At 73.0% G+C, this 20,467-nt stretch carries 17 protein-coding genes; 6 read left to right on the top strand and 11 right to left on the bottom strand.

Annotated elements, in window-relative coordinates:
- Window positions 1-155: 155 nt before the first annotated feature.
- Entirely contained in the window at window positions 156-1,364 is a 1,209-nt protein-coding gene (gene hutI / locus HNR25_RS04625; protein WP_184633486.1) for an imidazolonepropionase, read from the top strand.
- On the opposite strand, the gene HNR25_RS04620 is transcribed toward hutI, so the two are convergent.
- From HNR25_RS04620 to HNR25_RS26390, 3 genes are all read right to left on the bottom strand, one after another.
- Window positions 1,321-2,160 carry a GNAT family N-acetyltransferase gene (locus HNR25_RS04620; RefSeq protein ID WP_184633485.1) on the bottom strand — a complete coding sequence of 280 codons (840 nt, stop codon included), beginning with the start codon at window positions 2,158-2,160 and terminating at the stop codon, window positions 1,321-1,323. The two genes, hutI and HNR25_RS04620, sit on opposite strands and share 44 nt — an antisense overlap.
- A gap of 69 nt (window positions 2,161-2,229) precedes the next feature.
- Window positions 2,230-3,198, bottom strand: a complete 969-nt coding sequence (gene holA / locus HNR25_RS04615) for a DNA polymerase III subunit delta (protein WP_184633484.1) — start codon at window positions 3,196-3,198, stop codon at window positions 2,230-2,232.
- A gap of 61 nt (window positions 3,199-3,259) precedes the next feature.
- Window positions 3,260-3,382 carry a hypothetical protein gene (locus HNR25_RS26390; RefSeq protein ID WP_281387456.1) on the bottom strand — a complete coding sequence of 41 codons (123 nt, stop codon included), beginning with the start codon at window positions 3,380-3,382 and terminating at the stop codon, window positions 3,260-3,262.
- Window positions 3,383-3,468: 86 nt separating this feature from the next.
- Between HNR25_RS26390 and HNR25_RS04610 the strand changes: the two genes are divergently transcribed.
- Window positions 3,469-3,789, top strand: coding sequence for a hypothetical protein (locus HNR25_RS04610; RefSeq protein WP_184633483.1), 321 nt, complete (start codon window positions 3,469-3,471; stop codon window positions 3,787-3,789).
- A gap of 101 nt (window positions 3,790-3,890) precedes the next feature.
- Here HNR25_RS04610 and HNR25_RS04605 read toward each other — a convergent pair whose 3' ends face one another.
- The 4 genes from HNR25_RS04605 to HNR25_RS04590 form a co-directional block, all read right to left on the bottom strand.
- Window positions 3,891-6,272, bottom strand: a complete 2,382-nt coding sequence (locus HNR25_RS04605) for a ComEC/Rec2 family competence protein (RefSeq protein WP_184633482.1) — start codon at window positions 6,270-6,272, stop codon at window positions 3,891-3,893.
- Between the two features lie 52 nt (window positions 6,273-6,324).
- Window positions 6,325-7,788 carry a helix-hairpin-helix domain-containing protein gene (locus HNR25_RS26385; RefSeq protein ID WP_281387455.1) on the bottom strand — a complete coding sequence of 488 codons (1,464 nt, stop codon included), beginning with the start codon at window positions 7,786-7,788 and terminating at the stop codon, window positions 6,325-6,327.
- Between the two features lie 161 nt (window positions 7,789-7,949).
- A complete protein-coding gene (rpsT, locus tag HNR25_RS04595) occupies window positions 7,950-8,222 on the bottom strand; it encodes a 30S ribosomal protein S20 (protein ID WP_184633481.1) in 273 nt (90 codons plus the stop codon).
- A gap of 207 nt (window positions 8,223-8,429) precedes the next feature.
- Complete coding sequence (locus tag HNR25_RS04590; protein ID WP_184633480.1) at window positions 8,430-9,443, bottom strand: glycoside hydrolase family 18 protein; 1,014 nt, start codon at window positions 9,441-9,443, stop codon at window positions 8,430-8,432.
- Between the two features lie 186 nt (window positions 9,444-9,629).
- On the opposite strand from HNR25_RS04590, the gene lepA reads away from it, so the two are divergent.
- Entirely contained in the window at window positions 9,630-11,477 is a 1,848-nt protein-coding gene (gene lepA / locus HNR25_RS04585; RefSeq protein WP_184633479.1) for a translation elongation factor 4, read from the top strand.
- Window positions 11,478-11,551: 74 nt separating this feature from the next.
- On the opposite strand, the gene HNR25_RS04580 is transcribed toward lepA, so the two are convergent.
- The 4 genes from HNR25_RS04580 to HNR25_RS04565 all read right to left on the bottom strand — a co-directional run bounded on the left by HNR25_RS04580 (window position 11,552) and on the right by HNR25_RS04565 (window position 17,226).
- Window positions 11,552-12,457, bottom strand: a complete 906-nt coding sequence (locus HNR25_RS04580; RefSeq protein ID WP_184633478.1) for a sugar ABC transporter permease — start codon at window positions 12,455-12,457, stop codon at window positions 11,552-11,554.
- Window positions 12,457-14,073, bottom strand: a complete 1,617-nt coding sequence (locus HNR25_RS04575) for an ABC transporter permease subunit (protein WP_184633477.1) — start codon at window positions 14,071-14,073, stop codon at window positions 12,457-12,459. Before HNR25_RS04575 ends, HNR25_RS04580 begins: the two co-directional genes overlap by 1 nt.
- Window positions 14,074-14,075: 2 nt before the next feature.
- Window positions 14,076-15,308 (bottom strand): sugar ABC transporter substrate-binding protein, encoded by a 1,233-nt coding sequence (locus HNR25_RS04570; RefSeq protein WP_184633476.1) that lies wholly within the window; start codon window positions 15,306-15,308, stop codon window positions 14,076-14,078.
- A 265-nt stretch (window positions 15,309-15,573) separates the two neighbouring features.
- Window positions 15,574-17,226 carry a glycoside hydrolase family 13 protein gene (locus HNR25_RS04565; RefSeq protein ID WP_184633475.1) on the bottom strand — a complete coding sequence of 551 codons (1,653 nt, stop codon included), beginning with the start codon at window positions 17,224-17,226 and terminating at the stop codon, window positions 15,574-15,576.
- Between the two features lie 112 nt (window positions 17,227-17,338).
- On the opposite strand from HNR25_RS04565, the gene HNR25_RS04560 reads away from it, so the two are divergent.
- From HNR25_RS04560 to hemW, 3 genes are all read left to right on the top strand, one after another.
- Complete coding sequence (locus HNR25_RS04560) at window positions 17,339-18,379, top strand: LacI family DNA-binding transcriptional regulator (RefSeq protein ID WP_184633474.1); 1,041 nt, start codon at window positions 17,339-17,341, stop codon at window positions 18,377-18,379.
- A 94-nt stretch (window positions 18,380-18,473) separates the two neighbouring features.
- A complete protein-coding gene (locus HNR25_RS04555; RefSeq protein WP_184633473.1) occupies window positions 18,474-19,118 on the top strand; it encodes an MOSC domain-containing protein in 645 nt (214 codons plus the stop codon).
- A 52-nt stretch (window positions 19,119-19,170) separates the two neighbouring features.
- Window positions 19,171-20,403: a radical SAM family heme chaperone HemW gene (hemW, locus tag HNR25_RS04550; protein ID WP_184633472.1), complete on the top strand. Its 1,233-nt coding sequence runs from the start codon at window positions 19,171-19,173 to the stop codon at window positions 20,401-20,403.
- Window positions 20,404-20,467: the final 64 nt, after the last annotated feature.

The following is a 20,467-nucleotide window of genomic DNA, read 5'->3' as shown; positions in this document are numbered from 1 at the left end:
CGACCGCTGGCACCCAGCCCCGTGAGTGCCCGTCTTACCGGCCGCACCACCCCTCGCCAGTTGAGTCGAGAACGAGGTCGCCTATGTCCGCTCGCGTGTTCCGGTCCGCCCCCGCGATCCGGCGGTCATGACTACTGGGGCGGGCCGGTGAGACGATGACAGTACGACTGCTGACCAACATCGGGCGCCTGTGGACCGGCAGCGACCTGCTCAGCAACGCGGCCATGCTCGTGCACCACGACCGCATCGCCTGGGTCGGTCCGGCCGCCGAGCTCCCGCAGAGCCTGCCCGGGGTCATCGACGACATCGTCGACGTCGACGAGGTCGACAACCTCGGCGGCGGCCTGGTGACTCCCGGCTTGATCGACGCCCACTGCCACCCCGTCTACGCAGGCAACCGCTACGCCGAGGTCGCCATGCGCGCCAGCGGCGCCTCCAAGTCCGAGATCACCGGAGCCGGCGGCGGTGTCGCCTCCACGGTCACGGTGACCCGCGGAACCGACCCCTGGACTCTGTGCAACGCGGTGCGCGAGCGGCTGCGGCACTGGGTGCTGTCCGGCTGCACCACGGTCGAGGCCAAAACCGGCTACCACCTCACCCGCGACGGCGAACTCGCCGACGTGCGCCTGCTGCGCTCCCTGGAGGAGGAGCCGGGGATGCCGCGGCTGCAAGTGACCTTCTTCGCCGCCCATGCGGTTCCGCCCGAGTACTTCGGCCGCTCCCACGACTACGTCGACGCCGTGGCCTCCTGGTTGAGCGACGCCGCCCAGGCCGGCGCCCACGGAGTCGACGTGTACTGCGACAACCAGCAGTTCACCCCGGAAGACGCCTCGCGGCTGCTGACCACCGGGCGCGGGGCGGGCCTGGCCACCCACATGCACGCCTGCGCCAAGCCCCGCCACGGCGCGGTGCGTATGGGAGCCGACATGCAGTGCTCGTCGGTCGACCTGCTCCACGAGACCGACGAGGACGACGTCCTGGCGCTCGCCAAGACCTCCACACCGGTGGTCGTGTGCCCCACCACGTCGATGCACGAGCGGCGCACCCCGCCCGTGCGCCAGCTGCTGGACCACGGTGTCCCGGTCGGCCTGGGCACCGACCACAACCCGGGACAGTCGGGGACCATGTCCCTGCCGCTGGCGGTCAGCATGGCCGTGTCCATGTTCCACATGAGCGTCCTGGAGGCCCTGCGGGCGGCCACGGTCGGCAGCGCCTACGCCCTGGGCCTCACCGACCGCGGATTCCTGGCCCCGGGCCAGTACGCCGACATCGTCCAGTGGGACGCCGACCACGAAGGCGCCTTCGCGTGGTCCTACGGACTCAACACCATCCGCGTCTGGCGCGGCGGGGAGACGATCCGCTAGCCGACCGCCGGCCGGAGCACCGCGCTGTGCGGTAGTGGTAGCCGCAGACTTCGGCGAAGCCGGCCCGCTCGTACAGGCGCAGAGCCGCAGCGTTGTCGCGCTCCACCTGCAGGTACATGCGGTCGGCACCCTGCTGTCGGGCCCACTCCGCGAGGGCGGCCAGCACCCTGCCGGCCGCGCCGCCGCCCCGTGCCTCGGGGAGCGTCGCCATGCTGAAGACCCCCGCCCAGCCGGCCTCGGCGACGGCGCGGCCCACCGCGACCGTCCCGTTCCCGGTGACCGCGCGGGCGTAGGCGGACGGGCCCCGCACCCGGGCGAGCATCGCCTTCTCGGGGATCGCGCTCTCGGCCGTATAGCCGTGCACGGCGGCCCACGCGCCGAACCAGGCCGGTGCCGGACGGTCGTCCACACGCACGCGCAGCGGCGGCGTCGGTTCTCGCCCGCGAACGGCCGAGGTCGCAGCCGCCTGCAGCGACAGCGAGCCGCGGCGGGTATAGCCCCGCGCGGCCAGCACCGTGTCGAGTCCGGCAGGGCAGACACCCGGTGTGATCTGGAACGCGGCGGTCGCGCCGCAACGGGCGTAGAAGTCCTCTGCCCGGGCGATCCCCCGCTCCAGCCCGCCCGGCACGACGCCGCCGTGCGGCAGCGCAGCGCTGAGCCACCAGGAGCAGCCGGGTGCGTGGCGCAGCAGCCATCCCTCGACGGTCTCGACGCGCTCCGCGGGCTGGGCGCGGGCCGCGCGCTCCTGCACCGCCCGCACCACGGCCGGGGTGCCGGTGTCAGCCGGGAGCGGCATGGCGCCTCCGAGTACGTGCCGACGGCGGAGCCGGGCGGTTCGGCAGCGCGCTCGATCGGCGCACCGCGCTCAGCCCTGGTTGCGGGCGTTGGCGATCTCGATGACCGCGCGTTCGAGCGCATAAGCCGGGTCGCGGCCGGCGCCCTTGATGCGGGCGTCGGTCTCGGCGACCACCCCCATGGCGTGCGCCACCCCCTGCGGCGACCAGCCGCGGACCTGCTGGCGCAGAGTCTTCATCTTCCACGGCGGGATTTTGGCCCGTTTGGCGAGGTCGGCGTCGGTCGCCCCCCGCTCCGGCTGGGCCACCACCGCCAGCCCGCGCACCGCACCCGCCAATGCGCTGTTGATCAGCACCGGCGCCGTGCCGATCGCCAGGCACCACCGCAGCTGCTCCAGCGCCTCGGGCAGCCGGCCCTCCACGGCGCGGTCGGCGACGGTGAAGCCCGTGGCCTCGGCCTTGCCGCTGTGGTAGCGGGCCACGGCGGCGGCGTCGACGCGCCCGTCGGTGTCGGAGACCAGCTGGGTGCAGGCGGCGGCGAGCTCGCGCAGGTCGTTTCCGACCGCGTCCAGCAGGGCCTGGGCGGCGTCGCCGGTGATCTGGCGCCCGGCCCGGGAGAATTCGCCCTTGACGAACTGGAGGCGTTCGTTGGCCTTGGTCGGCTTGGCGCAGTCGAACCGGCGCGCGCCGGCTTTCACCGCGGCGTCCAGCAGCGCCTTGCCTTTGTTGCCGCCGGCGTGGACCAGCACGAGCAGGACGTCGTCGGCCGGGTTCTGCAGCAGGTTCGTGACCTCGGCGGCCAGGTCCTTGGTCAGGTCCTGGACCGAGCGCAGCACCACTACGCGCCGCTCGCCGAACAGGGAAGGCGAGGTGGCCTCGGCGAGTTTGCCCGAAGTGACCTGTGCGGGCATCAGGTCGTGCACATCGACGTCGGGTTCCCGGGCGCGCGCTGCGGCGACGATCTCGGCGACGGCGCGATCGGCGAGCAGCTCCTCGTCGCCGACGACGACGGACAGCAGGGGCGCGGACGTGGTGGCCATAGCTGCAGCATGCCACGCCGCGGTGACCGTTGTGCGCGCTCGCCCGGTGGGCGGGGCGGGATCAGGGCGGAGACGGCAGCCACGCCGCGGCCTCGGCGAGGGTCTGGGCCTGCCGGGGCCATGAGCCGCCGTCGAGGTTGAGGATGGCGGCGTGCGCACCGGCGTCGGCACGCCGGCCGCGCACGCTGAGCGGGGCGCCCGCGGCCCGCCAGACGGGGATCGGGGGAAGCCGCCGAGGCCGGTGCCCAGCACGGTGCGTTCGCCCGAGAGATGCTGAAGCGCCTGGATCTGCGCGGCCACCGGCGCCACCGGGCGCAGCGGCAGGCTCAGGACTCCGAATTCCAGCCTGATCCGGGTGGTGCGCTGCGCCGCCGCGGTAAGGACGATCAGCGGGTCCGCGCCCGGTGTCCCGTCGCCGAAGAGCAGATCCGGCATGGACACTCCGTCGAATCCGAGGTCTTCGCGGTGCTCGGCCATGGTGACGTCCGCAACGCCGGATTCGGTGGTGGGCAGGGCGGTGCTGATCCGCATTCGACGACTCCCATGATCGGTCACCCGGGTTCCGGGGCGGTTCGTCCGCACGCAGGCTAAACCCTCAACCAAAGTTGAGGTCAATGCGGTGTGTAGCCCCCGACACACCGCCGGTAGGGCGGACCCGTCGCACGCGCCGGAGAAGGAGGGCGCGGGACTCTTCAACCCCGGCCGCGGGGGCCGCCGGCGTCGCGGCAGACGACCTCCGGAGCGGTGGGGCCGGGGACGACGGCGATGTCGCCGTGGACGTCGGTGCGGTAGTTGGCCGGGGCGACCGACCGCAGCAGCGACCGGGTGGCGGGCTCGGGATGACCGTAGGGGTTGTCCGCCCCGACCGAGGTGAGCGTGAGGTCGGGGCGGGTGGCGGCGATGAACCGCGGCTCCTGGGACCCCGCGCCGTGGTGGGGGACCTTGAGGACGTCGACGCCGCGGACGGCGTGGGTGGTGCGCAGCAGTTCCCGCTGGGCTGGCTCTTCGATGTCGCCGGTCAGCAGAACCCGCATCCGGGCGGCTTCTCCGCCCGAGGGCGGCGACCAGCGCGCCAGCAACACGATGCTGCCGTCGTTTCCGCCCGCGGAATCGGGCGGCGGCCAGACCGCGTCCAGCGTCCACGGCGGCAGACTCCACCGGTGGCCCGCCGATCCGGTCCGCGTCGGGACCGCCTCCTCGCGCAGCAGGCGCATCGTCGGGGGATGGTCGAACCCCGGCGGCAGCAGCGCGGCACCCACGCTGCGGCCCGCCAGCGCTCCTGCGGTGCCGCCCGCGTGGTCGGAATCGCCGTGGGTGATCACCAGCAGGGCGATCTCGCTGACGCGCAGGTCCCTCAGGCACCGGCTCACCGCCACCGGGTCGGGGCCGGTGTCGACGACCACAGCACGCCCGTCCCCGGCGCGCAGCACGAGCGCGTCGCCCTGCCCGATGCGGCACGCCACCACCGCCCAGCCGGCCGGAGGCCAGGCCGGTGCCAGCCAGTGCAGAGTGAGTGCGGCCAGAGCCGCCGCCAGCCCCACGGCGCACACCGACCGGGCGGCCCGGCCGCGCAGCGCCAGCAGCAGTACCACGAGCAGGGCCAGAACCGCCGCGCCCGCCGCGGTGGCGGGCCAGGGCACCGCCCGCCCGGGCAACCGGGCCGCCGTAGCGGCCACCGCGGCGATCCACAGCACCGCAGCACCCGGAACCCAGGCTGCCGCCGCCGCCAGCGTCGGCCACACCAGCGCGAGCCCGGCCACCGCGAACCCGCCCACGGTCGCCACCGGCACAGCCGGAGCCGCCAGGATGTTGGCGGGTACCGCCACCCAGTTGACTTCGGCCGAGAGCACCGCGAGCACGGGCAGGCAAGCGACGTGCGCGGCCACCGCTACCGCGACGGCCTCGGCGGCCCACCGCGGCATGCGCGCCGACCAGCGGTCGCGCCATCTCGGCGCCAGCGCCATGATCCCGCCGGTGGACAGTACGGACAGGGCGAATCCGGGCGAGCGGGCGAGTCCGGGGTCGAACAGCAGCAGCCCCAGCACCGAAGCCGCCAGGGCGGTCAGCCCGACGCGCTGGCGCCCCGCGGCCAGGGCCGCCAGCGCGATGGCGGCCATGAACGCCGCCCGCAGCACACTCGGCTCGGGGCGCGCCAGCAGGACGAAGACCGCGATGGTGGCGGCGCCGGTCACGGCCGCGGTCCATCCCGGCCGGCCCAGGCCCCGGCACGCCGCCAGCGCCACCCCGGTCATGATCGCGAGGTTGGATCCGCTGACCGCCAGCAGATGCGTCAGACCGCTGTCCTCGAACGCGGCGGAGGTGCGGGCGCTGACTCCGGAGGTGTCGCCGACGACGAGAGCGGGCAACAGCGCGTCGGCCGGTTCCGGCAGACCGGACGACGCGCCCCGCAACCGCGCGCGGGCGTCGCCGGCCCAGGCGTGCCACGGTGAGGGCGGCCGCACGTCGCCGGGCGGTCCCCGCACCACCAGCAGCGCTCCCGTCAGTCCCCGGCCCGCGGGAACGACGGTGCCCGAGGCCCGCACCCGCTGGCTGGGCAGCAGCGAGCGCCACGCCGCACCGGAGGCCAGGACGACGACGGGGACCCGCGTGCGGACGGGTGCGGCGGTACCCGCCGGGCCGTCCGCGGACCGGGTGCGCACCGACTCCGCGCGGGCGCGCACGACCAGCTCGGCCCGGCCGGGTTCGGGCGGCCCGCTCCGCCGGCGGGGATCGTCCGTGACGACCAACTCGACCTCGGCCCACGCGCGCTCGCGGGCCAGGTCGGGCAGTGGAGCCGACTCCACCGTCGCCAGCCGACCGCCCGTCGCCACCGCGCCCGCGGCCGAGCACGCCAGTACCGCCACCACCAGCGTCCGCGCCGGCCCCGCCCGCCCGCGCGCCAGAGCCCGCACCACGGCCGCGCTCACCGTCAGCGCCGCCGCTACGAGCACCGCCGTCCGCGACGTACCGCCCGACAGGGCGGCGGTGCAGACCCAGGTGCCGATCGCGGGCGCCACCAGCCGCAGGTCGGGAGTGTGCGCGTAGTCGGGGGCGTCGGTGCCCAGGTACGTCACGGGAGTGCGGGCCTCGGCCGGCCCGGCGCGGCCCGGCGACGTGCGGCCGGCGTCACTCGGACACTCCGGCGACCCGGACCTGTTCGGCGATGTCGGCGAAGCGCTGCTCGCCGATCCCGCTGACGTCGTGCAACTGGTCGACCGAGGCGAAGCCGCCGTTCTCGGTGCGGAAGGAGATGATGCGTTCGGCGAGAACGGGCCCCACACCCGGGAGCCCTTCCAGATGTTCTGCGGTGGCGGTGTTGAGATCGACGGGAGCGTGCGGAGCGGTGCCGGCGGGCGCCGCCCCCGGGGCAGCGGGCGCGGGGGCGGCCGCCCCGACCAGGATCTGCTCGCCGTCGACCAGCGGCCGCGCCAGGTTGAGGGCCGCGGGATCGGCGTCGGAGGTGGCGCCGCCGGCTTCGTCGAGCGCGTCGGCCACCCGGGACCCCGCCGGGAGGGTGAGCAGACCGGGGGAGCGGACATCGCCGCCGACGTGCACCGTCACGTCCGCGGCCGGACCGGAGCTCGCCGCGGACGCGGACGGCGCGTCCGCCGGACCGCCGGACGCGGGACCGGGCGAGGCCCCTGCCTGGAGGGCGGGCGGGGGCTGGGGGTCGGGGCGGGCCTGCAGCACCAGCCACGCGGTCACGGCCGCTGCCGCCGCACACACCGCGAGGAGCGCACGCAAGCCGGGCCGCCCCAAGCGGGGCTGGTCGGCGAGGCCGGGCAGGAGGCGTTCGATCCGGGCCGACCAGCGCTGCCGGCGCAGGAGGTCGGGTGCCGCTTCCTCGTAGCCCGGCGGCGGTTCGGCGACCGTGTACTCGGCGCCGTCGTGTGGCCCCGGCCGCCGGGGGCCCGCCGGATCGGGGGTGCGGTGGTGCGGCGCTCCGCCCGTCCCGGCGGCGTGTCTGCCGCGCGGCGCGTCCGGGCGACCCCGCCGGGTCGAACCGCTCTGGGAGGCACGGTCGTCGGCGTCGTCGGCGTCGTCGGCGTCGTCGGCGGCGGCGGTGTCGGCGGCGCGGCGGTGCCGGCCGGGGTGCCGCTGCCGGTCGTGCGTGCGTGGGGAGCCCCACGCGGTGGGGCCACCGGGGTGGGGCGCCCCGGGGGAGCGGGGACCGGAGTCCGCGTCCCCGGCGGGAGGCGCGGCGGGGGAGGTGCCGCCGGCCGCATAGGGCGGGGGCGGCGGTTCCGGGGCGGGCACGGAAAACGCGGGAAGGGGTGCGTGGTCGGCGGCGGGCGGCTCCGACGGCGGCCCGGGGCGCTGCGGCGCCTGCGGGGCGTCGGACGGTGCGGCGCAGGGCGGTGGCGGAGGGGCGTCCGCCGCCGGCGGAGCCGGCGCGGCGGACTCCTGATCCGGCCCCGGCCCCGGGTCAGGATCAGGAGCGGCTGCGTCGTCGGCGACCGGGCCCCGGCAGCGGTCCGACAGGGTCTGGAGGCGGCGCAGTGCGCTGACGGCGTCGGGATCGGGCGCGGCCGCCGACGCGGTGGACGACGGGTGGGCGGGAGTGCGGCGGGAGCGGAGCACAGGCGACATGGCCACGAAGTTAAGGAACGCCGGTCCCGGCTGTCCTCCCGGATTTCCCGCTTGTGGAAAACCTTCCGGCCCGAACCCGAATACAGCGGGCCGCCTTCCGCGGTGCGGAAGGCGGCCCGTGTGCGAACCTGCGCGGCCGGAGCGCTAGTGCCCGGTCAGGCTCAGTTCGTGCCCTGCAGCTTCTCCAGCCGCTTGGCGATGGCGCTCTTGCGGTTGGCCGCCTGGTTCCTGTGGATGACGCCCTTGCTCGCCGCCTTGTCGAGCTGACGCGCAGCCGCGCGCTGCAGGACGACGGCCTGCTCGACATTGCCGGAGGCGGCGGCCGTGCGGAACTTGCGGATCGCCGTCTTCAGCGAGGAACGGACCGACTGGTTACGCAGTCGGCGCTCCTCGTTCTGCCGGATGCGCTTCTCCGTCGACTTGATGTTCGCCATGCGAAAACGTGCTCCAGTTGCTTCTTATGCGGCTCGGGCGCGCGTGCACCTTCCGCGGGCAGCCGTTCCGCGGGGAGGCCGGTCGCGTGCCGACGCCAGGTGTGTGAGACCGAAGGGCTCAAACTGAACGTGGAAAATCCGAGACACGGGACTACCATTATGCCTTGCGCTGCCGAGTGCTCGCGCCCGGCGCGTCGCACCTGCGGATCAGCCGTCCTGTCCCTGCGATCCGTCCGGCCGCGCCCAACCGTCCATGTAGGACTCCCACTGCCCGCCGGTCGCCGAGAAATCGGCGTACAGAGCGGTGCCGAACCCCTCGCGCCGCTGCCCGCCCTCGGACAGCCCGAGCCGGACGCCGCGCAGCGCGGCCGCCGTGGTCTCGGCCTCCGGGTTGCGCACGGCGTGGTCGTCGGCATAGGCGGGCACGCCCATCAGCAGGTGCACGTCTTCGGGTACCGCGTCCATCGCCACCTGCGTCTGGCGCACCACGAACCCGCCGTAGAGGCCTTCGGTGGGCATCCCGGTGTCGTAGGACATCACTGCGACCTGGTCCAGGTGCTCGGCCACACGGCCCAGGTACCCTGCGGACCAGAAGGGGTCCTTGGACAGCGCCAGCCCGAGCGTGAACGCGACTCCGGCCAGCGGTTCCACGGTGGGCACCGAGCTGGACAGCAGCGTTTCCCCGGGCAGCCGGTCGCGCGCCGACTCCAGCAGGGCGATCAGGCCCGGGTCGTTGTTGGGCACGGGCTCGAAGTTGTAGTGGACACCGTCGACACCGGACTCGACCAGCCGTTCGCTCGCCTCGACGACGCGTTCGCGGACCGCCTCCTCGCCGAGGTCCAGCTCCCCCTTCTCCACGCGCTGGCCCACCCACGCCGACACCCGTACGTCGGGCAGCTCGCTGCGGAACATGCGCAGGAACCCCTCCAGCTCGGGGTGCTTGGCCGGGTCGAGCCGCCCGTCGAAACCCAGCGGCCCCACATGCACGTATACGTCGCTGATGCCGCCCTGCTCGATGCGCGGCTTCAGCTGCTCCAGCTCCGCTTCGCCGCTGCGTCCGTCCACCCACGCGTGCCCCATCCACAGCGCGTTCGATCCGTCCGATACCGCCCAGGAGGCGGGGTCGCCGGTGAACTGGACCCGCACCAGCACCGCCGCTCCCAGCGCCACGACGACGACCGCGGCCAGCGCCGCGAGCACGCGCTGCAGGAACCACTTCACGTGCGTCCTCCGTTCTCGCATAACCTGATGTGTGCCGCGTGGTCCATTCTCGCCCCACGCGCGCGGCAGGCGCCGCAGCGGGCGGGTGGGACCATGGGCGCACACGACCGCGCAGCATCGCCGCCACGCCGCGGCGTCGCGCCCCCGCCATACTGGCCGACCTGCGAGCTATCCGAACGGAGCACGGTGCCTCAGCCGAACCGGACCGATCCCGCGCTGATCCGCAATTTCTGCATCATCGCGCACATCGACCATGGCAAGTCGACGCTGGCCGACCGCATGCTTCAGCTGACCGGCATCGTCGAGAACCGCCAGATGCGCGCGCAGTACCTCGACCGCATGGACCTCGAGCGCGAACGCGGTATCACCATCAAATCCCAGGCGGTGCGGCTGCCGTTCGCCGCGCTGGACGACACCACCTACGTCCTCAACCTCATCGACACCCCCGGCCACGTCGACTTCACCTACGAGGTGTCGCGTTCCCTGGCCGCCTGCGAAGGCGCGATTCTGCTGGTCGACGCCGCTCAGGGCATCGAGGCGCAGACGCTGGCCAACCTCTACCTGGCGCTCGAACACGACCTGACGATCATCCCGGTGCTGAACAAGATCGACCTGCCGGCGGCGATGCCCGACAAGTACGCCGCCGAGCTGGCCGGGATCATCGGCTGCGACCCGTCCGAGGTGCTGCGGGTCAGCGCCAAGTCGGGCATGGGGGTGGAGGATCTGCTCAACGAGATCGTGACGCAGGTCCCGCCGCCGGTCGGCGACGCCGACGCTCCGGCCCGCGCGATGATCTTCGATTCGGTCTACGACACCTACCGCGGGGTGATCACCTACGTCCGCGTGGTCGACGGCCACCTGGGCACGCGCCAGCGCATCCAGATGATGTCCTCCGGCGCCAACCACGAGATGCTGGAGGTGGGCGTCATCTCCCCCGAGCCCACCAAGGTCGACGGCCTGAGTGTGGGCGAGGTCGGCTACCTGATCACCGGTGTGAAGGACGTGCGCCAGTCGCGCGTCGGCGACACCGTGACGTCGGCGCACACCGGCGCCTCACAGATGCTTCCGGGGTATCAGGACCCCAAGCCCATGGTGTTCTCGGGGCTGTTCCCCATCGACGGCAGCGACTACCCGGTGCTGCGTGACGCGCTGGAGAAGCTTCAGCTCAACGACGCCGCACTGGCCTTCGAACCCGAGAACTCCGGTGCGCTGGGCTTCGGGTTCCGCTGCGGGTTCCTGGGGCTGCTGCACCTGGAGATCACCCGCGCCCGCCTGGAGCGCGAGTACGGCCTGGACCTGATCTCCACCGCGCCCAACGTGATCTACCGGGTGTTCCTGGAGGACGCCACCGAGTACGAGGTGACCAACCCCAGCGAATTCCCCGAAGGCAAGGTCGCCGAGGTGCACGAGCCCATCGTCAAGGGCACGCTGCTGGCCCCGGCGGAGTTCGTGGGCCCGATCATGGAGCTGTGCCAGGCCCGCCGGGGCGCCCTGCAGGGGATGGACTACCTGTCCGAGGACCGCGTGGAGATGCGCTACGTCCTGCCGCTGGCCGAGATCGTTTTCGACTTCTTCGACCAGCTCAAGTCGCGTACGAAGGGCTTCGCGTCGCTGGATTACGAGCCCTCCGGCGAGCAGGCCGCCGACCTCGTCAAGGTCGACATCCTGCTGCAGGGTGAGATGGTCGACGCCTTCTCGGCGATCGTGCACCGCGAAAAGGCCTACGCGTACGGCGTGGAGATGACCAAGAAGCTGCGCGAGCTCATCCCGCGCCAGCAGTTCGAGGTTCCGGTGCAGGCCGCGATCGGTTCGCGGGTGATCGCGCGCGAGAACATCCGCGCGATCCGCAAGGACGTGCTCTCCAAGTGCTACGGCGGCGACATCAGCCGCAAGCGCAAGCTGCTGGAGAAGCAGAAGGAGGGCAAACGCAAGATGAAGACGGTCGGCCGGGTGGAGGTTCCCCAGGAGGCGTTCATCTCCGCGCTGTCCACCGACGACGCCGCCGCTACGGAGAAGGACGCCAAAAAGCGCTGAGGCCCGGGAGCGCCGGGGCCGCGGCGGCCGTTGCGACCACCGCCCCCACCGGCGCTCCCGCACCGCGCGGCGGTTCAGCCCTTGACCGCCCCGCTGGTCAGGCCCTCGGCGATGTAGCGCTGCAGGAACCAGAACACCGCCAGCACCGGTACCGCCAGCAGCAGCGTGCCCGCGGAGAACAGGCCGAAGTTGGCGTCGCGCTGGTCGGCGACCATGCCGTACAACCCCACCGCGACGGTCTTGACCTCGGGGTCGCGCAGGAACACGCTCGCAAGCAGGAACTCGTTGACGGTGGCGATGAACACCAGCAGCCCCACCACCGCGAGGACCGGTGTCACCAGCGGCAGCATGATCCGGAAGAACGCCTGGGCGTGGGTGGCGCCGTCGACCTTGGCCGATTCGTCCAGCGCCGGCGGGATGGTGTCGAAGAATCCCTTCATCAGCCACGTGTTGATGCTCAGCGCTCCGCCCAGATAGACCAGCATCAGCCCCCACGGGGTGTTGAACCCGAAGGTGGGCCAGTAGTCGCTGACCGTGCTGAACATCAGGTAGATCGCGACGATGGCGAGGAACTGCGGGAACATCTGGATCACCAGCAGCCCGTAGAGCCCCAGCCGGCGCCCGCGGAAGCGGAACCGGCTGAAGACGTAGGCCGCCATCGCCGACAGCAGCACCGTGGCCGCGGCGTTGGTCAGCGCCAGTAGCAGCGAGTTGCCGTACCAGCGCCCGAAGCGGGTCTCGCCGAGCAGTTCGGTGAAGTTCTGCAGCCCGGCCGCCCGCGGGACGAGTGTGGAGCTGCTGAGCGTGCCCAGGGGGTTCAGCGCCGCCGAGACGACGAACAGGATCGGGAACAGCGCGAAGACCAGGAAAGCGAGCATCACCAGGTGGCGCCACCCGGTGCGCTGCAGCCACAGCACGGCGCGGCGCGACGGTGTGCGCCGTCGCGTCGGCGCCCGCTCGGGCGCGGCGGTTGCGGTCATCACCGGTGAACCTCCTCCAGGGACGCGCTTCTGCGTAGGCTGACCACCGACATCACGGTGACGATCAGGAAGATGAACACCGACAGCGCGGCCGCGTAGCCGTACTGTGCGCCGCTGACGCCGAACGCCAGCCGGTAGGTGTAGGTGATCAGCAGGTCGGTCGCGCCCGCCAGTGGGCTGTCGGTCGGGAACGGCCCGCCCTCGGTGGTCAGCCACACCGCGTTGAAGTTGTTGAAGTTGAACGCGAACGTGGCTACGAGGATCGGCGCCATGGACACCATCAGCAGGGGGAGGGTGACCCGGCGCAGCGCCTGCCAGGCGCCGGCGCCGTCGATGCGGGCCGCCTGCACCAGTTCGCGCGGGATCGACTGCAGGGCGCCGGTGGCGACCAGGAACATGTAGGGGAAACCCAGCCAGATGTTGACGATCAGCACCGCGGCGCGGGCGGACCAGGGGTGGCCGAACCAGTCCACGTCCAGTCCCAAGAGCCGGTTCACCAGGCCGAAGTCGGCGTTGAACATCGACTTCCACAGCAGGAACATCGCGAAGGAGGGCATGGCGTAGGGCAGCACCACCAGCAACCGGTAGGCGGTGCGCCCGGCGAGCGGCTCGCGGGTGTGCAGCGTCAGCGCCACGCCCAGTCCGAGCACGAACACCATCGCCGTCGTTCCGGCGGCGAAGGCGACGTTCCAGGTGAGGATGCTCAGGAAGGACGAGCGGGTGTCGGAGTCGGACACGAAGCGCGCGAAGTTGGCCAGGCCCACGTTGACCTGCCAGCCCTGCGGGAGCCGCTCGCCTCCGTCGGTGACGAACGCTCCGCGGTCGTCGTCGGCGGTGTAGACGCGCCCGTCGCCGGTATCGGTGATGCAGTCGCAGTCGGCGTCGTAGGCGAGCCGGGAGCGGCCTTCGAAGGCGCTGGACAGTCCGCTGGAGCGGATTCCGGTCCCCGACCCGGTGGGTACGGCGAAGCCGGTGATCTCCGCGCTGCGGGCGTTGGCTTCGCCTGGTGGCAGGACGGTGTAGCCGGGGGCGTCGGTGATCTTGCCGGAGGGGTCCGCGGTGGCGCCGGAAAGCGGCTGCAGCCCGTCGGCGTCGCCGGCGTAGGCGTCGCCGCCGGGGTCGGTGAGCAGGAACACGAGCTCGCCCTCGGACGAGGAGCCGCGCGCGGCCACCGTCAGGGTGTAGGGGGTGGAGTCGGGGGTCCGCTCGACCGAGGAGGCCTCGATCTGGTCGATCGCCTGTTCCTTGGTTCCCCGGTGGCCGTCGCTGTAGTTGGTCATCGAGGTGCTGATCGTGTAGAGCACCGGGATGATCTGGAAGGCGATCAGGAACAGCGTTCCCGGGACCAGGTACTTGGCCGGTACGGCGCGCTTGGACAGGTACACGTAGAAGATCAGCGCCGTGACGGCCGCGACGGCCGCGACGCCGGTCCACTGCCGTGCGGCGTAGAGGGGGAACACCGCCCACAGGGCGATGGCCGCGGTCAGTCCGAGTACGGCGATTTTGGCGAGTTGCCCGGTCGCGGATCCGCGCGGGGCCAGTGAGCCGCCGGGGAGGCGCGGGCGTGCGGGCGCCCCTCCGGGGGCGCCCGCAGTGTCGGGACGGTCGGATGCCACGGTCAGCCGATCTCTTCGCTGATCGTCTCGGCGGCCGAGTCCACGGCCTGCTGGGGATCGGCGCCGCCGATCACCGCGGCCTGGGCCTTGCCGAAGGGGTCCCAGATGGCGTCCATCTCGGGGATGGCCGGCATGGGGCGGCCGCCGGAGCCGGCGTCGATGAACGTGCCGATGTCGGGGTCGTCCTGGCTGAGTTCGTCGGAGACCGCCGTCAGCGCGGGCGGGCGCGGGTCGGCTTCGTAGAGCGCGGTGGACAGTTCGGGGTCGGCGACGTAGTTGGTGACGAACTCTTCGGCCAGCACCTTGTTCTCGCTCCCGGAGGCGACGAAGAACGCCTGCACGCCGACGAAGGGCACCGCGTCCCCGCCGTCCTCGAAGCCGGGGACGGGGGAGATGTCGTAGTCGACGCCGGCTTCCTGCACCGAGGCCAGCGACCAGGGGCCGGTGACGAAGTAGGGGGTCTTGCCCTGGGTGAACAGGTTGCCGACGTTGTCGCCGTCGATGGAGCGCTTGAACGCGTTCTCGCCCTCCTCGCCGAACTCGGCGATCTTCTCGAAGGCGTCGACGGACTCGGGCGTGCCCACGCCCAGGTCGGAGGGGTCGGCGTTGCCCTGGTCGTCGGTGCCGAAGAGGTAGCCGCCGGCCGAGCTGTAGAACGGCTGCATGTGGTAAGGGTCGCCCGTTTGGCTGACCTGCAGGCCGAGGGTCTCCTCGACCTCGCCGTCCTCCTTGAGCTGCGCCCCCGTCTCGGCGAGCTCCTCCACGGATTCGGGAGCCTCGGGGGCGAGCTCGGTGTTGCGGATCAGCGCCAGGTTCTCCATGGCGTAGGGGACGCCGTAGAGCTGGCCGTCGTAGGTGACGGCGTCGACGGCGACCTCGTTGAGGGCGTCGACCTTGTCCTGAGGCAGCTGGACGGGGTCGACGGCGCCGTTCTGCACCAGGTTGCCGATCCAGTCGTGGGCGCCGACGACGACGTCGGGGCCCGAGCCGCCCTCGTGGGCGGTGACGAAGTCGGACTGGATGGTGTCGGTGGCGACCTCGCGGACCTCCACGTCGAGTCCGTTGGCTTCGCCGAACTCGTCGGCGAAGGTCTGGAGGGCGTCGGTGCGTTCGGGGTCGGCCCAGATGACCATGCTGCCCTGAGGCTGTTCGGCTCCTTCGCCGCCGCCTCCGCACGCTGCCGTGAGCGCGAGGGCGGCGGTTCCGGCGGCGAGGCCGGCGCTGCGGATTCTCATGTGACTCCCTAATGAGGGCGTGTCGCCGCGGACGGTCCCCCGATCTGTCCCGGCTCGTCGGTTATGAGGGGTGAGGTGACGTTAGCAACTCATTGCAAGAACTGAAAGGTCTTGCAGGCAAATCCGGTCACGATGTGGAAACACCGTGGAAACCGCGGGAACACTCCTCGGACGCGCCCCGGCGTCCGGGGCGCCGCGCGGGCGGTTCGGTCACACGCAGCGGGCGGCCGGGCCCGCGGGCCCGGCCGCCCGCTGCGCGGTCTGCTCAGCCCTGCCGGGGCGCCAGCCACACCGCGGTGTCGGCCGGCAGTACCGGCGCGCCCCGCTCCCATCGGACGGGGCCGCTGGACAGCAGCTCCCGGGCCCCGGGGGCGAGGATGCCGGCGGGGATCTCCACGGCCGCGGCGCCGAGATTGACGGCGCAGGCGAAGCCGCCGCCCCGGCGGAACACCAGCGCGTCGGCGCCGGCTTCCACCCAGTCCAGGCCGGCGTCCCGATCGATCGCCGTGCGCCGCAGCTCCAGCGCCGCCGCATACAGCGCCAGCACCGAGTCGGGATCCCGCCGCTGCACCTCGCGGCGGTAGTCGGCCCACGTCGCGGGAACCGGCAGCCACGGCCGGCTGTCCTGCGGCCCGAACCCGAAGGGCGCCTGTTCGCCTTCCCAGGGCAGCGGAACGCGGCACCCGTCGCGTCCGCGATCGGTGTGCCCGGAGCGCTCCCACGTGGGGTCCTGCAGCGCATCCTCGGGAAGGTCGGTGACCTCGGGCAGGCCCAGCTCCTCGCCCTGGTAGAGGTAGGCCGATCCCGGAAGCGCCAGTGTGAGCAGCGCGGCCGCGCGCGCCCGCCGCATTCCGCGCTCGCCGCCGCCGAAACGGGTGGGGTGGCGGGCCACGTCGTGGTTGGACAGCACCCAGGTCGTGGGCGCCCCCACGGCGCCGTTGGCCCGCAGCGACTCGTCGACCACCCGCCGCAGCGCGGCAGCGTCCCACCCGGCGGTGAGGAACTCGAAGTTGAACGCCTGGTGCAGCTCGTCGGGCCGCAGATAGCGCGCAACCCGGTCGGCGTCCTCCACCCAGGCCTCGGCCACCAGGGCGCGCTCGCCGGGGTAGGAGGCGGCGACGCCGCGCCAGCGCCGGTAGATGTCGTGCACCCCCTCCTGGTCGAAGTAGGGCAGTTCGGTGGAGCCGTCGAGCAGGTCGGCCTTCTGGCCCTCGGGCAGGTCGGGCAGCGCGGGGTCCTTGACCATGCCGTGGGCCACGTCGATGCGGAAGCCGTCGACCCCGCGGTCCAGCCAGAAGCGCAGCACGTCCTCGAACTCGGCGTGCACCTCGGGGGCGGTCCAGTCCAGGTCGGGCTGCTCGGGGTCGAACAGGTGCAGATACCACTCTTCAGGCGTCCCGTCGGGCCGCTTCAGCCGGGTCCAGGCGGGGCCCCCGAAGATCGACTTCCAGTTGTTGGGCGGCGTGTCGCCGTCGGGTCCGCGTCCGGGCCGGAAGATGTAGCGCTTGCGCGCCGGGTCGCCGGGCTCGGCGGCCACGGCCTCGCGGAACCAGGCGTGGGCCGAGGAGGTGTGGTTGGGCACGATGTCGATGATGATGCGCAGGCCGAGTTCATGGGCCCGGGCGAGCAGGGCGTCGAAGTCGGCGAGCGTGCCGAAGCGGGGGTCGACGTCGCGGTAGTCGGCCACGTCGTAGCCGCCGTCGGCCAGCGGGGAGACGTAGAAGGGGGTCAGCCAGACCGCGTCGACGCCCAGCGAGGCGAGCTCGGGCAGTCGGCCGCGCACGCCTTGCAGGTCGCCCTCGCCGTCGCCGTCGGAGTCGGCGAAGCTGCGGACGTAGATCTGATAGATCACGGCGTCGCGCCACCACTCCCGGGCTGCGGGGGGCGGTGCGGTGCCGTTCTCCGGCGGATTGGGCATTGGGGTCGTTCCCTCCGTGCGGCTGGGGCGAGCGGGGTTCCACTGCAAGATATTGCGCAAGATTACCCGTAGACTGCAAGAGGCGGAGGCCAAACTGCATTAGAGTGCGGGCATGGGTCCACGTTTGGCCGACATAGCGCGCCACGCCGACGTCAGTGAGGCGACGGTCTCCCGAGTACTGAACAACAAGCCCGGTGTCGGCTCCGACACCAGAGCGGCGGTCCTCACCGCTCTGGACGTCCTGGGATACGAACGCCCCGAGCGCTTGCGGAGGCGCTCCGCCGGGCTCGTCGGCATGGTCGTCCCCGAACTGGAGAACCCCGTCTTCCCCATGTTCGCCCAGGCGGCCGAGGGCGCCCTGGCCCGGCAGGGCTACACCCCGGTGCTGTGCACCCGCCCGCCCGGCGGCATCGTCGAGGACGAGTACGTCGAGCTGCTCCTGGAGCGCAACGTCTCCGGCATCATCTTCGTCTCCGGCCTGCACGCCGACGCCACCGCCGACCACGGCCGCTACCACCGCCTGATCGCCCAGAACCTGCCGATCGTGCTGGTCAACGGCTACGCCGACGAGGTGCCCGCCGCCTTCGTCTCCTGCGACGACCGCGAGGCCGGGCAACTGGCGGTCAACCACCTGGCCGAACTCGGCCACACCCGAATCGGCTTCACCAGCGGCCCCGATCGCTACATGCCGGTGCGGCGCAAGCTCCTCGGCTACCGCGCTGCCATGGCCGCCCACGGCCTCGACTCCGAAGGCCTGGTCGAGCTGTCGCTGTTCGGGGTCGAAGGCGGCCACGCGGCCGCCGCGCGGCTGCTGCAGCGCGGCGTCACCGCCATGGTCTGCGGTTCCGACCTCATGGCGCTGGGCGCGATCCGCGCCGCCCGCCAGCACGGACTCTCGGTTCCCGGCGACTTCTCCGTCGTCGGCTACGACGACTCCCAGCTCATCGCCTTCACCGACCCGCCTCTGACCACGGTGCGCCAGCCGATACAGGCCATGGCGATGGCCACCGTGCGCACGTTGTGCGACGAGGCCGCCGGCCACAGCGTCTCCCGCACCGAGTACCTCTTCGATCCCGAGCTCGTGGTGCGCGGCTCGACCGCCGCCGCTCCGGAGTCCGCTGCCGCCCGGGGACGGCCCGTCCGGGTGCTGTGAAACCGCGCGGGCAGGCGGTACCGGGAAGGTACCGGGCGGATCGGAGGCCATGCCGCCGCCGGTGCGGCGCGGCCCACGGCCTATCCTTGCGGCCATGCCCCACGTCTCCTCGATCAGCACCGGACCGGCCGTGCCCGCCGCGTGGGCCGGCCGCCTCAAGCGCACCGCCATCGACAAGCGCCCCGCCGCCGGACCCGTGACCGTGCGGCGGCTCGGCCTCGACGGCGACGAACAGGCCGACCGCGCCAACCACGGCGGCGCCGACAAGGCCGTCTACGCCTACGCCCGCGAGGACCTGGACCTGTGGCAGGAGCGGCTGGGCCGGCCGCTGGCCGACGGCGTATTCGGTGAGAACCTCACCACACGCGGGATCGACCTCACCGCCGTCCTCATCGGCGAGCGCTGGCGCGTGGGTCCGGTGCGGCTGGAAGCCGCCCTTCCCCGCACCCCCTGCGGGGTGTTCCGGTCGTGGATGGAGGAGACCGGCTGGGTCAAGCGCTTCACGCAGGAAGGGCGCACCGGCGTCTACCTGCGCGTCCTGGCCGAGGGCAGCATCAGCGCCGGCGACGAGATCGCGGTGGAGCACCGCCCCGACCACGGAATCGCCGTCACCGACGCCTTCCGCGCCCGCTACGAGCGCGACGGCGCGCTGCTGCGCCGCGTCCTGGACCTGCCGGGGCGTTCGGCGGTGTGGGAGGAGGCGGCCGCCGACGCCGGTGTGCACGTCGGCGGGGACTGACCCGGCCCCGGCGGCGGATCGTGCGGTCGCCGCCATCGCCGACACTGGAGGCATGCCTTCCGTGCCTCTCGACGGCGATCCCGTACCCGCCGACGGCGCCCTGCCCACCGGCGCCGTCGCGGGAGCGGGCACGCGCCCCTTCGGCGTCTACGTCCACGTGCCCTTCTGCGCCACCCGCTGCGGCTACTGCGACTTCAACACCTACACCGCCGCGGAGCTGCGCTCGCGCGACGGCGAACACACCGCCACGCGCGAAGGCTACGCCGACCGGGCCGTCGCCGAGATCCGCCTGGCCCGCCGCGTCCTGGGCGCCGCGGAGATCCCCGTCAGCACCGTCTTCTTCGGCGGCGGCACACCGACGCTGCTGCCGCCCGAGGACCTGGGGCGCATCCTCGCCGCCGTCGACGGCGAGTTCGGCCTGGAACCCGGCGCCGAGGTCACCACCGAAGCCAACCCCGAGACCGTCGACCCCGGGGTGCTGGCGCGGCTGCGCGACCAGGGTTTCACCCGCCTGTCCTTCGGCATGCAGAGCGCGGCCCCGCACGTGCTGGAGGTGCTGGAGCGCGCCCACACGCCGGGCCGCCCCCAGCAGTGCGCCCAGTGGGCCCGCGAGGCCGGGTTCGACCACGTCAGCCTGGACCTGATCTACGGCACACCCGGCGAAACCGACGCCGACTGGGCGGAGTCGCTGCAGGCGGCGGTCGCTGCGGGCGTCGACCACGTCTCGGCCTACTCGCTGATCGTCGAGGACGGGACCCGGCTGGCGGCGCGCGTGCGCCGCGGCGAGCTGAGCGAACCCGACGAGGACGTGCTGGCCGACCGCTACACCATGGCCGACGACGCCCTCGGCGCCGCCGGGCTGCACGCCTACGAGGTATCCAACTGGGCCCGCGGCGAAGCGGCGCGCAGCCGCCACAACCGCCTCTACTGGACCGGCGGCGACTGGTGGGGCGTGGGGCCCGGCGCGCACAGCCATGTCGGCGGCACGCGCTGGTGGAACGTCAAGCACCCGGCGGCCTACGCGGCGCGCCTGGGCGAAGGCCGCTCGCCCGGCCACGCCCGCGAGGTGCTCGACGACGCGGACCGCCGGTTCGAGCGCATCATGCTGGAACTGCGGCTGGCCGAAGGCTGCCCGCTGGATCTGCTGGAGGAGCCGGGGCGCGCCGCTGCGGGGCGCCTGGTCGACGACGGCCTGCTGGAGGCCGCGGCCTTCGCCGGCGGCCGCGCGGTCCTTACGCGGCGCGGCCGCCTGCTGGCCGACGCCGTGGTGCGCGACCTCACCTGACCGGGCGGCCCCGCTCTCGGGCGGTGCGGTCACCGCCCCCTGCCGGTCGGCGGAGCGGCCCGTG

The sequence above is a fragment of the Streptomonospora salina genome (assembly GCF_014204715.1).
GTDB classification, from domain to species: domain Bacteria; phylum Actinomycetota; class Actinomycetes; order Streptosporangiales; family Streptosporangiaceae; genus Streptomonospora; species Streptomonospora salina.
This window is presented reverse-complemented; position numbering and strand designations above follow the sequence as displayed.

What these genes read in the sequence shown, in the direction of transcription:
- hemW (WP_184633472.1), top strand. Translation starts at nt 19,171, where the DNA reads ATGCCTTCCGTGCCTCTCGACGGCGATCCCGTACCCGCCGACGGCGCC.
- rpsT (WP_184633481.1), bottom strand. Translation starts at nt 8,222, where the DNA reads ATGGCGAACATCAAGTCGACGGAGAAGCGCATCCGGCAGAACGAGGAG.
- HNR25_RS26385 (WP_281387455.1), bottom strand. Translation starts at nt 7,788, where the DNA reads ATGTCGCCTGTGCTCCGCTCCCGCCGCACTCCCGCCCACCCGTCGTCC.
- HNR25_RS04565 (WP_184633475.1), bottom strand. Translation starts at nt 17,226, where the DNA reads ATGCCCAATCCGCCGGAGAACGGCACCGCACCGCCCCCCGCAGCCCGG.
- hutI (WP_184633486.1), top strand. Translation starts at nt 156, where the DNA reads ATGACAGTACGACTGCTGACCAACATCGGGCGCCTGTGGACCGGCAGC.
- HNR25_RS04580 (WP_184633478.1), bottom strand. Translation starts at nt 12,457, where the DNA reads ATGACCGCAACCGCCGCGCCCGAGCGGGCGCCGACGCGACGGCGCACA.
- HNR25_RS04620 (WP_184633485.1), bottom strand. Translation starts at nt 2,160, where the DNA reads ATGCCGCTCCCGGCTGACACCGGCACCCCGGCCGTGGTGCGGGCGGTG.
- HNR25_RS04570 (WP_184633476.1), bottom strand. Translation starts at nt 15,308, where the DNA reads ATGAGAATCCGCAGCGCCGGCCTCGCCGCCGGAACCGCCGCCCTCGCG.
- HNR25_RS04610 (WP_184633483.1), top strand. Translation starts at nt 3,469, where the DNA reads ATGCTGAAGCGCCTGGATCTGCGCGGCCACCGGCGCCACCGGGCGCAG.
- HNR25_RS04555 (WP_184633473.1), top strand. Translation starts at nt 18,474, where the DNA reads ATGCCCCACGTCTCCTCGATCAGCACCGGACCGGCCGTGCCCGCCGCG.
- HNR25_RS04560 (WP_184633474.1), top strand. Translation starts at nt 17,339, where the DNA reads ATGGGTCCACGTTTGGCCGACATAGCGCGCCACGCCGACGTCAGTGAG.
- holA (WP_184633484.1), bottom strand. Translation starts at nt 3,198, where the DNA reads ATGGCCACCACGTCCGCGCCCCTGCTGTCCGTCGTCGTCGGCGACGAG.